This is a genomic window from Parasphingorhabdus sp. (genome assembly GCF_965233695.1).
Lineage (GTDB): Bacteria > Pseudomonadota > Alphaproteobacteria > Sphingomonadales > Sphingomonadaceae > Parasphingorhabdus.
Genome location: NZ_OZ247497.1, coordinates 3,277,855 through 3,290,095 on the forward strand (window position 1 = coordinate 3,277,855; position 12,241 = coordinate 3,290,095).

The 12,241-nt window shown below is 50.5% G+C and carries 14 protein-coding genes; 1 reads left to right on the forward strand and 13 read right to left on the reverse strand.

Annotated features, from left to right (window positions below):
- From ACO6S1_RS15525 to ACO6S1_RS15575, 11 genes are all read right to left on the reverse strand, one after another.
- Positions 1-945: a hemolysin family protein gene (locus ACO6S1_RS15525; protein ID WP_422343476.1), complete on the reverse strand. Its 945-nt coding sequence runs from the start codon at positions 943-945 to the stop codon at positions 1-3.
- A gap of 21 nt (positions 946-966) precedes the next feature.
- A complete protein-coding gene (ybeY, locus tag ACO6S1_RS15530) occupies positions 967-1,476 on the reverse strand; it encodes an rRNA maturation RNase YbeY (RefSeq protein ID WP_422343477.1) in 510 nt (169 codons plus the stop codon).
- Complete coding sequence (locus ACO6S1_RS15535) at positions 1,463-2,491, reverse strand: PhoH family protein (RefSeq protein WP_422343478.1); 1,029 nt, start codon at positions 2,489-2,491, stop codon at positions 1,463-1,465. The genes ybeY and ACO6S1_RS15535 overlap by 14 nt, the downstream gene beginning before the upstream one ends.
- Positions 2,491-3,828 carry a tRNA (N6-isopentenyl adenosine(37)-C2)-methylthiotransferase MiaB gene (gene miaB, locus ACO6S1_RS15540; RefSeq protein WP_422343479.1) on the reverse strand — a complete coding sequence of 446 codons (1,338 nt, stop codon included), beginning with the start codon at positions 3,826-3,828 and terminating at the stop codon, positions 2,491-2,493. The genes ACO6S1_RS15535 and miaB overlap by 1 nt, the downstream gene beginning before the upstream one ends.
- 9 nt (positions 3,829-3,837) lie before the next feature.
- A complete protein-coding gene (locus tag ACO6S1_RS15545; protein ID WP_422343480.1) occupies positions 3,838-4,638 on the reverse strand; it encodes a lysophospholipid acyltransferase family protein in 801 nt (266 codons plus the stop codon).
- Positions 4,610-5,032 carry a Fur family transcriptional regulator gene (locus ACO6S1_RS15550; RefSeq protein ID WP_109357225.1) on the reverse strand — a complete coding sequence of 141 codons (423 nt, stop codon included), beginning with the start codon at positions 5,030-5,032 and terminating at the stop codon, positions 4,610-4,612. The genes ACO6S1_RS15545 and ACO6S1_RS15550 overlap by 29 nt, the downstream gene beginning before the upstream one ends.
- Positions 5,033-5,150: 118 nt before the next feature.
- On the reverse strand, positions 5,151-5,561 hold the full coding sequence (locus ACO6S1_RS15555; RefSeq protein WP_422343481.1) for a MucR family transcriptional regulator: 411 nt from the start codon (positions 5,559-5,561) through the stop codon (positions 5,151-5,153).
- Positions 5,562-5,686: 125 nt separating this feature from the next.
- Complete coding sequence (gene rimI / locus ACO6S1_RS15560; RefSeq protein ID WP_422343482.1) at positions 5,687-6,199, reverse strand: ribosomal protein S18-alanine N-acetyltransferase; 513 nt, start codon at positions 6,197-6,199, stop codon at positions 5,687-5,689.
- Positions 6,199-6,828 (reverse strand): tRNA (adenosine(37)-N6)-threonylcarbamoyltransferase complex dimerization subunit type 1 TsaB, encoded by a 630-nt coding sequence (tsaB, locus tag ACO6S1_RS15565; RefSeq protein ID WP_422343483.1) that lies wholly within the window; start codon positions 6,826-6,828, stop codon positions 6,199-6,201. Before tsaB ends, rimI begins: the two co-directional genes overlap by 1 nt.
- Before the next feature lie 17 nt (positions 6,829-6,845).
- Positions 6,846-7,439 carry a malonic semialdehyde reductase gene (locus ACO6S1_RS15570; protein ID WP_422343484.1) on the reverse strand — a complete coding sequence of 198 codons (594 nt, stop codon included), beginning with the start codon at positions 7,437-7,439 and terminating at the stop codon, positions 6,846-6,848.
- 34 nt (positions 7,440-7,473) lie between these two features.
- On the reverse strand, positions 7,474-8,046 hold the full coding sequence (locus tag ACO6S1_RS15575) for a NifU family protein (RefSeq protein ID WP_422343485.1): 573 nt from the start codon (positions 8,044-8,046) through the stop codon (positions 7,474-7,476).
- Between the two features lie 149 nt (positions 8,047-8,195).
- On the opposite strand from ACO6S1_RS15575, the gene ACO6S1_RS15580 reads away from it, so the two are divergent.
- Entirely contained in the window at positions 8,196-11,114 is a 2,919-nt protein-coding gene (locus ACO6S1_RS15580; protein ID WP_422343486.1) for a M16 family metallopeptidase, read from the forward strand.
- An 18-nt stretch (positions 11,115-11,132) separates the two neighbouring features.
- On the opposite strand, the gene ACO6S1_RS15585 is transcribed toward ACO6S1_RS15580, so the two are convergent.
- Positions 11,133-11,762, reverse strand: a complete 630-nt coding sequence (locus ACO6S1_RS15585) for a peroxiredoxin family protein (RefSeq protein ID WP_422343487.1) — start codon at positions 11,760-11,762, stop codon at positions 11,133-11,135.
- A gap of 66 nt (positions 11,763-11,828) precedes the next feature.
- Positions 11,829-12,230, reverse strand: a complete 402-nt coding sequence (locus ACO6S1_RS15590; RefSeq protein ID WP_422343488.1) for a GFA family protein — start codon at positions 12,228-12,230, stop codon at positions 11,829-11,831.
- Positions 12,231-12,241: the final 11 nt, after the last annotated feature.

Genomic DNA, 12,241 nt, shown 5'->3' on the forward strand with positions numbered 1-12,241 from the left:
TTAATGTGGCGCTGCAATCTTAGCGCTTGGCGGCAACAGCCTGAGTCTGGTGACGCGCCGGTCATCGGCCTCCAGTATTTCCAACTTCCATCCGCTGGGATGGTCAAGTACTTCACCGGTTTTCGGAATATGGCCCGCTAAAACGAATGACAGACCGCCAATAGTATCGACATCTTCATCTATTTCGGCGAGCACCGGGTCAATTTCTTCGCCAACATCGTCTAGTTCAGCGCGGGCATCTGCTTCCCAAATGCCGCCATCAAATCGCTTTAGCATGGGTACGGGCTCATCATCATGCTCGTCTTCAATATCGCCTACAATTTCCTCGACAATATCTTCAATCGTTACGAGCCCTTCTGTACCATTATATTCATCAAAGATGATCGCCAGATGGGTCCGGGTCGCCCGCATTTCTGCCAGCAAATCCAGAACTCCCATTGATTCCGGTACAAATCGGGGCTGGCGCAAATAGGGTGTAATATCTGTCGGTGGCGTACCGCCCTTCGCTACAAGTGCGAATATATCCTTAATGTGGATCATGCCGATGATTGTATCAAGATTGTCCCGATAGACCGGAATACGGCTGTGGCCATGTTCGGAGAATATCTCGACATATTCGCTAAATGGCGCACTTTCTTCAATCGCAATGATATCAGCGCGGGGAACCGCAATATCATCGACTCGGTGATCACTAAATTGCAGCAGGTTGCGAAGCATTTCGAGCTCGACAGGAGATATATCGGGGTCACCATTCCTGTCGACTTCGCCGTCATTCTCATGCTCGTCTATGACTTCTTCAAGTTGGGCGCGTAGCGAGTTATCTTCCGCCTCCCCGAAAACCATGGCTTTCAGGCTGCGCCATAATCGCCCCGGTTCCTCGTCTTCATTGCGAGCAATCGAAGATCGTCCGCCGCTCCCGTTACTGCTGTTACTATCGTCTGACATTTTGGTATTTTTGGTCACTTTTTATATATGTTGATCGGTATAGGGATTGGCAATGCCTAAATTTTGCAACGCCTTGATTTCCAAAGCTTCCATTAAAAGAGCATCTGTTTCTGTTTCATGATCATAGCCTAATAAATGTAAAACGCCATGAACCAAAAGGTGGGATGCATGGTCTTCCATTGCAATGCATTTTTCTTCCGCTTCATGCGCGCAGATTTCATGCGCCATGATGATATCTCCAAGCAGCACCTCGCCGTCATCACTGTTGGACAAGGATGATAGCAAGTCGTGCGGCACCAGCGGAAAGGAGAGCACGTTGGTCGCCTTGTCTTTGCCGCGATAGGCTGCATTAAGCTGCCGTACTTCGGCATTGTTAGACAGTTTTATACTAATCTCCAGCGCGAAATTTTTTTGAGTTAACGGGCCAAAGGGCGAAACCGAGAACGCTGCATTGGCTGCGTTTTCACTTCTTTTCTGCCAATCGATGCCATCTTGCCATTCCGGGCCGGTGCTGAGTTCAATCTGCAGCATCTTTACCTTCATAGGCTTCGACGATTTTGCCAACCAGCGGATGACGAACCACGTCTGCAGCCCCGAATTGAACCATGCTCACACTATCAACATCTGCCAACTTCTGTACAGCATCTGCAAGGCCAGAGGTGGCTCCGCTGGGCAAATCGACCTGTTTTGGGTCGCCACAAATCACCATCCGGCTGTTCATCCCAAAGCGTGTGAGAAACATCTTCATTTGTGCGGTTGTGGTGTTTTGCGCTTCATCCAAGATCACAAATGCGTCCGCCAAAGTGCGGCCCCGCATAAATGCGATGGGGGCAATTTCAATCTCGCCGCTTTCGATCCGCCGCTCGACCTGTTCGGCGGGAAGCGTGTCATAAAGCGCATCGTAAAGCGGGCGCAGGAAAGGATCGACCTTCTCTTTCATATCACCGGGTAGAAAACCGATTTTCTCGCCTGCTTCGACAGCGGGACGGGACAAGATAAGACGATCGACAGAGCCGGTAATTAGCTGGGAAACCGCCTGTGCCACAGCGAGATATGTTTTACCGGTCCCGGCGGGGCCAAGAGCAAATATCATATCATCGCGTGCCAGTTTTTCCATATAGTCGGCCTGACGAACGGAGCGCGGGAAAATGGTTTTTTTCCGAGTCTTAATCATGACTTTTGGCGGCGCGGAAATATCTGTTTTAGTTGATTTTTTGGCACTATCTGGTTTTGCAGTTTTTGAAACGCGAGGGTCGGCAACCATGCCGATTATGGCTTCGACAGCCGCCGCATCGATTTCTTGGCCTTCTTCCAGGCGATTATATATACCGGTCAGGACATCTCGGGCTTGGTTTGCCGGTTCCTCTTCCCCTTCGATCTTCAGCTTGGTTCCTCTGGCAGCGATATACACGCCGAGACGATTTTCAATCGCAACGATATTGCGATCATATTCGCCAAACAGCTCGCCCAATATCTGAGGATCGTCAAACTCAACATCCAGCGTCACGAGTTTAATTCGATCTTCAGCGCTATTTTTTTTGGCCATTAAGCTGCTTCTCTCCGGTTTAATTTGCCTTGCAGACTGTTGGGACCGGCGCTTTCAATGATTACGTCAACCATGTCTCCGATCACCAATTCTGGTGCGATAATGTGGACAGACTGGAGCCACGGCGTTTTTCCAACAAGCTGCCCATCAAGTTTGCCATTGCGTTCCAACAAAATATCCGTTTGTCGACCAAGCGCCTGTCTATTAAATTCATGTTGTTGTTCGTTTAATAACGCCTGGAGCCGCTGTAGGCGTTCGTCCATGATTTCAGGCGCTATTTGATCGTCCATCACAGCCGCCGGGGTGCCTGGGCGCGGGGAATATTTGAAGGAATAGGCCTGCGCGTAGTTGGCTTCGCGCACAACAGCCAAGGTTTCTTCGAAATCAGCATCCGTCTCGCCCGGGAAACCAACGATAAAGTCACCGGATATGGCAATATCTGGTCTGGCTTTGCGCATCCGTGCGAGGATATCGAGATAACTGTCGGTAGTGTGTGAACGGTTCATCGCCTTGAGGATACGATTGCTGCCTGACTGAACGGGAAGGTGCAAATAGGGCATTAATGCAGGAATCTCGCCATGGGCCTCGATCAATGCGTCGGTCATGTCGTTCGGATGGCTGGTTGTGTATCTGATACGTTCCAAACCGTCGATTCTGTCAAGTGCACGGATTAAACCGTCGAGGCCTTGCCGCTTACCGTCCTCATCTTCACTGGTCCACGCGTTCACATTCTGGCCGAGAAGCGTTATTTCTTTAGCTCCGCCATCGACCAATGCCTTTGCTTCATTGATCAGATCCATCCAGGGACGCGAAATTTCAGCGCCGCGAGTATAGGGGACCACACAATAAGTGCAAAACTTGTCGCATCCCTCTTGCACCGTTAAAAAGGCGGTTGGCCGCGCTTGTTTTTTACGCGTTGGCAGAGCATCAAATTTCGAAGCTGCGGGCATATCGGTGTCCAGCGCTTTTTTGCCGGTTTTTGCGCGCTCGATCAATTCGGGCAACCGGTGATAAGCTTGAGGACCAACAACAATATCGACGCTCGGTGCACGCCTTGAAATCTCTTTGCCTTCTGCTTGAGCGACACAACCAGCGACCGCAATCATTGGACTTTTGCCGTCCTTCCCGCGCAGCCGACCAATGTCCGAATAGACTTTTTCAGCTGCTTTTTCACGGATATGACAGGTGTTGAGAACAACCAGATCTGCTTCTTCACCATCGGCAGCACTCGACATGCCCTGATCAGTGAGCATTTCGGACATGCGTTCACCGTCATAGACGTTCATTTGGCAACCAAAGGATTTAACGCGAAATTTCTTGGGATCAGTTCGATTCATAATCGCCGCCTATACAACCGGCTCTCCCGACAGGGAAGCGGAAAGCGCTTTGGCAATCCGTCGTTCTGCCTCAGCGCATATGGCCTTGCGATCGCCATAATCGGCAGGGTCAAAGGGCTCCAGAAAATGGAGGGTTGTGCGAATGATGCCGACACGCGCAAAAAGCCGCTTGGCATTGTCGGCAGCCGGTTCATCGCCAACCCATGCTATGTCTTTGCTGGCTTTTCCGAAATCCAGCAACATCGGTTGCACCATTGTCGGCTTTGGCGGCGGTGCCATGGCCTGAAAGAGCGAGGGTTTGAACGGGAGTAAGCTATGTCCGTCCGTTGTCGTTCCTTCGGGAAATACGGTTATCGGATATTTTTCCTCAATGGCTTCCCGGATTATACCAATTTGATCGCCAACCTGCATACGGTCAGTTCGTGATACGAAGATCGTCTTGTTGATTCGGCACAACCATCCGATGATGGGCCAACTTGCGATACCGTCTTGGGCTACAAAGGTGCAACCGGTCATGCCGGCGATGACGGGAATATCAAACCAACTAACGTGATTGGCGACATAGAAGACATCTTGCTTCAATCGCCGGCCGTTGGTCTTGATAACCGCGCCGCAATTGGCGGCAACAAGCCACAGGAAAAAACGTGGCCACGGCGAGGGGAGACGAAATAGCCTCCAGAGATAATGAAGGGGTAAGCAGATTGCCAAACTTAAAATAATAGCCAACAGGCGAAGGCCGATGAGCAGTGTCCCGACCAATGAAATCGACGGCTGACCGGCGTCAGCTCTTTCGGTCAGAGGATACGCCATAAAGTTCCATGCGATGATCAACCAGACGGTAACCAAGCTTTTCAGCGATTACTTTCTGCAAAGCTTCAAGTTCGGGGTCGACAAATTCGATAACCTTGCCAGTCTCAACATCTATGAGATGGTCATGATGCGCCTCCGGAACGGCTTCATAGCGTGCCCGTCCGTCGCCGAAGTCGTGGCGATCAAGAATACCTGCTTCTTCAAACAGTCGAACAGTCCGATAAACCGTGGCTATGGAAATCCGTGAATCAACCGCAGAGGCACGCTCATGCAATGTTTCCACATCAGGGTGATCGTCAGCATCAGAAATGACGCGAGCGATTACGCGGCGCTGATCGGTTATTCGCAAACCTTTTTCAGCACATAACTTCTCAAGATCAATTTTATCCGGCATTCGCTCCGTCCTCAGATAGTCTTTTATCCTATTCGCGGACGACTATAAAGCAAAGGGGAAAATTGTGAAACCGGTTAGCAGGTTTCAGACGATTTAAATGACGAAATAGTGCGGTTTTCTATTTGTTTCTTTTCTTGCCCAGTCCAATGGCCTTGGCCAGCTTGCGGCGCTGTTCCGCGTAATTGGGAGCAACCATAGGATAATTGCTCGGGAGCCCCCACTTCACACGATATTCGTCTGGTGTCATCCCATAATGGGTCATCAGATGTCGTTTCAGCATCTTCAGTTTTTTGCCATCTTCCAAACAGACAACATAATCCGGCTTGATCGAAGATTTAATGGGTACGGCTGGTTCCGGGCGGGCTTGTTCGGCTGCTTTTCCCGACAGACCGGATAATGCGCTATGCACGTTGTTGATAATAAGCGGCAAGTCAGAAACGGCGACGCTGTTATTACTCACATGCGCGGCAACTATATCCGAAGTGAGTGTAATTAACGTCTCATTTAGAGCAATGTCTTCCTCTGTCATATATACCTCTTTTTGCGACTATATTATTTTTGAGCAATTTTTTTGCTTGCTATCAACTCGCACGGGTACATTGGATGATCAATAAACAAACCATATAATGTGTTGAATTTGCGTTGCTTTAACGCTTACAAAGATTTCTTGTAGGTAATCGCATCGAACTTTTCATTATTATCGCCGGTATAATAATTCACGCGCTGCCCGATTTTCTGGAAACCGAGTTTTTGGTAAAGTCCTTGTGCGGGATTGTTGGACCGTACTTCCAAGAAGATGGCGCTGATATCATTTTCAACCGCGTCGTCAATTAGGCGCCTTAACATTACAGACCCGACACCTTTTTTTTGATATCGGGGGGAAACGGCTATCATTAGCAGTTCTTCCTCGTCCGATGCGTTCCTGGTAATTGCAAATCCGCAAGGTTGCTGTTCGCAATAAGCGATCATCAGACATGTACCTGGCAGAGACAGCATCGACCGGCACTGATGCTCGTTCCAAGATTCTCCGTAAAGACTTGAAAAAGCTTTGCCCATAATCCGCATTACCATGCGCAACTTGTCGACCCCGCCATGTTCCAATTGGATACTGAGCGAAGGGACTGTAGACGACGCATGATCATCAGTATGGAGATGGAATTGGGCCATTATCGCACCTGTTGAGCCGGTTGTGCATCTGGCTCTCGGCCGTAAACCGGCGACGCCTCCACATATCTATAGTCGTTCCGCAACAATGCGGATTTTTCCGCACTCGGCAAGAGGGTTTGAAAGCTGGTCGAGTCGCTGAGTTTTGCCAATATCTCGGCACCCGACCCCGCAAAATGATCTGCTTTTGCCCGCTGCAAGGCCTGTTCAGGAGGCAAAGACATTAAACCGTCGACAGAATGACCATCAGCCGCAAAATTCTGGACAAAATATTCACCATGCCCGCCAATCATAACGACATATACGGGGGCAGGGTGTTCCATTTCAGCTAGCGCCTGTGCTGCAACAAGATCCAAACATTGATAACCTGATATTTTAGCATGCCAAGCCATACCAAGTGCTTTTGCGGCAGACAGGCCGATGCGGACGCCAGTGAAACTTCCGGGGCCGCAGTTGACCTTGATTTGATCCGCACGACCCTTGTTTGGCAGTCGTGCGATCATTGGTATCAATTTTTCGGCATGACCGCGGCCGATTTCTTCATAGTAACTGGCGAAAACCGCGTGATCTTCGAATAGGGCGACCGAGCAGGCCGTTGTCGCTGTGTCAATCGAAAGAATACGGTGTGCCATGGGGCGCTGACCGGCCGTCAGATTATAACGTTAAATTTGTCGAAGGCAGGCCGGGGACTGCGATCAAAAATTGTCGAAGGATCGCCGTAACCGAGCGTGGAGATAAAGTTTGACTTTACACTGGGTTGATCACTGAAAAATGCTTTATCTACGGCGTCATTGTCGAATCCTGACATCGGTCCCGTGTCGAGACCCAATGCGCGTGCGGCCAGAATCAGATAAGCGCCTTGCAGCGAACTGTTACGCATGGCTCCCACAGCGCGGCCTTCAGGGTCACCGTCAAACCAGCTTTTAGCATCTGTATGAGGGAAAAGTTCTGGAAGATATTCGTGAAAATCCTGATCCATGCCGATGACGGCGGCGGCGGGTGCTTTGACAATTTTGTCTTTATTGCCTTCACCCGCACAGTCGGCAAGGCGCTGCTTTGCGTCTTGACTGTGGCACCAGACCATTCGCGCAGGAAGCATATTCGCGCTCGTTGGCCCCATTTTCATGAGATCCCAGATGGCGTGGAGTTGCTCTCTACTAACGGGTTTATCATGATAGCCGTTATAAGTTCGCGCCTCACGAAAAAGCTGATCTAGCGCAGCATCATTAAGCGGCTGATTCATATGTCCCCCTTATATTTGTTCTGGCTGTAGCGGGCTAAGCTGCTCTGACTTCGACCACTTCGGGTACGTAATGTTTGAGCAATGACTCAATTCCATGTTTCAAAGTAGCGGTAGACGAAGGGCAGCCGGCACAGGCGCCCTGCATTTTCAGGAACACTGTGCCCCGGTTAAAGCCGCGATAGATGATGTCACCACCATCATTGGCAACAGCAGGTCGAACACGGGTTTCGATGAGTTCTTTTATCTGGGCAACAATATCTGCGTCTTCTGGATCATCATGGACTTCCTCTTCGGGGGGGATGTGAATCTCACCAGCAGAGCCAGGTTTGAACAGCGGTAACCCGGCCGAAAAATGATCAAGCAATATGCTGAGTACCTGGGGCTTTACCTCAGACCATTCCGATCCCGGGCCAGCGGATACGGAGACGAAATCCGAACCGAAAAACACACCGGTTACATCGCCCAACGTAAACAACGCCTCGGCAAGTGGCGAGATTTCAGCATCTTCCGGGGATGCAAAATCTCTTGTGCCGTCCGTCATAACGGCTTGGCCCATCAGGAATTTGAGCGTGGATGGATTGGGTGTTTTTTCAGTTTCTATAAGCATAACCGTAATGTGGGACCATTTGGGCGGGCTATCAAGGCCAAATTGTTACCAGGCAGTCGAATTATTCAACTCAGGCAATCTAAATCTTGCATCAGCCTGAGCGGTTTTATTCACTGGCCAGTAAGATATGCCCTGCTTATAACCGGGACATGATCAAATATGCCCGCGCAGCTAGCCGCTTTTTAACAGCTTTCGCCATTACTACCAGCCTTGGATTGACATCGCTGGCCAGCAGCGCGCAGGCACAGGATAGCAGGATTGAAACTAACCAGGAGCAACCCTGGTTATATAAAGGTAGCGATGTTCCTGTCGATACGAGTTGGACGTTTGGCGTGCTCGACAATGGTCTGCGCTACGCGGTCAAAAAAAATGGCGTTCCGCCGGGGCAAGTATCTATCCGGGTGCGGATCGATGTCGGTTCGTTGATGGAAGAGGATCATGAACAGGGCTTTGCTCATTTTATGGAGCATCTCTCGTTCCGCGGTTCAGAATATGTACCCGATGGAGAAGCAAAACGGGTATGGCAACGCTTGGGTGCGACATTCGGCAGTGATAGTAATGCAGAAACCACGCCAACCCAAACCGTCTATAAGTTGGACCTGCCTAACGCAAATCCGACCAGTCTAGATGAGAGTATCAAGATAATCTCAGGCATGATTAGCGCACCTGGCCTGAATGCAACGGCGATCAATGCCGAGCGCCCTGTTGTCCTGGCTGAATTGCAAGAGCGGCAGGGGCCTTTGACCAAAGTACAGGATGCAACTCGCGAATTGTTTTTTGCGAACCAGCGTCTGGCAAGCCGGGCACCGATTGGCACGCCGGAAACCTTAAGCGGTGCTACACCGCAAATGATGCAACTTTTTCATCAACGCTGGTATCGCCCCGAAAATACCGTTGTTGTGATTGCGGGCGATGGCGATCCGGCAGAGTTTGAGGCGCTACTGAAAAAGCATTTTTCCGATTGGCAGGGCAAGGGGGAGCCCGGTATTGCTCCCGACTTTGGTGATCCCGATGCCAATACCGACAGCAGCCGTCTGGTCATTGAGCCGACTTTGCCTCGGTACATATCGCTGGTGACCGTGCGCCCCTGGCGGCAGGTGGACGATACGATTGTTTATAATCAACAGTTGCTGATCGACTTGTTGGCTTTGCAAATGATCAATCGTCGATTGGAATCGCGTGCAAGGGCAGGCGGTAGTTACCTGCAAGCCAATGTGAATCAGGAGGATGTCAGTCGTTCAGTTGATGGAACTTTTGTCAATATTGTACCCCTGACGGACGATTGGGCCGCTGCGTTAAAGGATGTGCGCGCGGTAATTGCAGATGCCACTACCAATGCGCCGTCGGAAGCAGACATCGCCCGGGAAATAGCTGAATTTGATGCCGCCTTGGCAATCGGTGCCGAAGGCTACGCAACGGAGGCGGCGCGCAAGCAGGCGGATGATATCGTCAATGCCGTGGATATTAGAGAAACCGTTGCTACACCGCAAACTGCGCTGGATGTATTTCGCGACATGCGCGATCTTTACACCCCGCAAAGGCTGTTGGAATCGACACAAAAGCTTTTCAGTGGTGTCGCGACCCGGGCTTTGCTGACTTCGCCAACAGTGGTGGACAATGGCAAGGAGAAATTAGCGACAGCTCTGAGCGAGGAAGTTAAAGCTGCGAGCGACGCACGAATCAGGCAAGCCAATTTAAGCTTTGATGCGCTGCCTAGCATCGGTCGCAAAGGTAAGATCAAGTCATCCGAGACAATCAAGCGGTTTGAAATGGAGAAATTGATCCTTTCCAACGGCGTTCGGGTTTTGCTGTTTCCCAACAAGGCAGAGCGCAACAAGATCATGGTGAACGCGCGGTTTGGAAGAGGTTATAGTGGCTTGAGTGCCGACGACGAAGGGTTGGCGTGGACCGGTGCAATGGCATTGATGGCCAGCGGTGTCGGCAAGCTAGGTCAGGAAGAGCTCGATAAAATCACCACTGGCCGCAGGATCGGGTTAAACTTTGAAATTGATGACGATGCCTATGAAATCAAAGCTGATACAAGGGCCGCCGATCTTGAGGATCAGCTTCACCTGATTGCCGCCAAATTGCACCGTCCTCGCTGGGACAAGGCGCCGGTATTGCGCGGTCGGGCGGCTTCCTTAATCGGCTATGACAGTTTTGCAGCTTCGCCGCAGGCTGTTTTGCAACGGGATCTGGAATGGCTTGTGAGAGGCAAGGATCCGCGTTGGAAAACGCCCGACAAAGATGATTTTAACTCGTTAACGCCCAAGGATTTCAAGAAATTCTGGAAACCCATTTTGGCGAGTGGTCCAATTGAGTTGATGTTATTTGGTGATTTTGAGCGCGATGAAGCGGTGGAAGCGGTTCTCAAAACCTTTGGCGCACTACGTAAACGCAAGCCGGACAATATGCCCGATGGCGGGAAGTCTCCGATGTTTCCAGAATCAACGCCGGGGCCTGAAATTCTGGTCCATAAAGGCGATGCGGAACGTGCGGCTGCGTTGATTGCTTGGCCGACGGGCGGGGGATTGGATAACATTCGCGAAAGCCGGAAATTAGAGGTTTTGGTGTCGATTTTCAATGATCGCATGTTCGAGATTTTGCGGTCCAAGGAAGGCGCGAGTTACAGCCCTCAGGTCGTTAACAGCTGGCCAGTTGCATTCCAAACCGGAGGTTATATTAGCGCGTCTAGCCAATTGACGCCCGCCAATGTTGACCGGTTCTACGGCGTTGCCGAACTCATCGCCAAAGATCTGCGCGAAAAGCCGGTGAGTCCAGATGAGTTGAAGCGAATTGTAGAACCGCTTCGTCAGCTGATATCACGTGCAAGCAGCGGCAACAGTTTCTGGATGAGCCAGCTTGAAGGCGCAAGTTTCAATCCCAAGAAGTTCACCGTTTTACGGACATTGCTAAGCGACTACACGGTGATAACACCCGAAGAAGTGCAGCAACTGGCACAGAAATATCTGAAAGATACGACCAAGTGGAAGCTGGTGGTGCTTCCGGAAGGGAACAAAAAAGCCGCAGTTGCGAACAATGCGGCTTCTTCTCCAATATCAAGATGAGCTTGATCTAACCCAGACCTATATGGCGTCGATAATCGCTAAAAGCTGATCGTTGGTAGGCCGCTTTTTATAGTCCCCGGATACGGATTTGGCAGTAATCTTCCCATCTTTGTCGATGACGACAACCGAGGCATATGGAACGCCGACCGCTTTCCCTTCCGTATATTGTGGATCGCGCAAACCAAAGGCATCAATCACCGTTGAGCTTTCGTCAGACAGCATTTGATATTCGAGCATCTGATTTTTCGAGAAGCGATCCTGACTTTCAATGCTGTCATAGCTGACGCCGTATAATTTAAAACCACGCGCGGCAAGATCGCCGACGACAGCATTAATGCCTTTCAGCTGTGTCTGGCAGAATGGACACCATTCAACCGAACGGGTAAAAACCAATACTGCCGGCCCCTTCTCCAGTATTCCGGCTAACGTAGTTTCGCCTTCGCCTGTATTGAATATTGCTTCCAGCGGTGCAATCTCTCCAACTGAAAGACCGGCATCAATAGTTTCCAACGCCTCGACACCATTGGCCATCACAGGTTCCGATGCTTCAGTTGTCTCAATGCCATTATCCTGCAGGCTGTCTGTTTCAGAACAGGCTGCAATGGCCAAGGCAGGGGCTATTGCAAATAGCGGGGCGATGCGTTTCAAAATCTTTACTCCTGATTGTTTGTCTGCGTTGTTCGTAAATCGACCGTCAAAGGTTACAGATAAATTCTATTCTTGCGGTGGAAAACGATCAAAGCCTGGCAGGTCATGGGCTGTGCTCTCCCAACCGATCTGATCCGCCAGCTGGATATTGATCTCAGGAATGTGGGCATCGGGTTCGTCCAGAGTGGCTGTCTGTACATCGAGCAGATCTGGTAAAATCTTCTGGTTCTTATAGGCTATGCCGGTCCCGCAAAGACCGCAAAACAGGCGTTCCGCTCCATTTTGCCCCTTAATTGTCTTTAACTCACCTTTGCTCACGACAAACTCGTCCTGGCTTAGCATTATCCATGCAACCGAAGCTGCACCGCTGCTTTTTTGGCAATCGCGACAATGACATATGGAATGGTTTATTGGTTCACCTGAAATTTCATAACGTACCGATCCGCAATAGCAGCCACCCTCAGCCATATGTCCCTCCT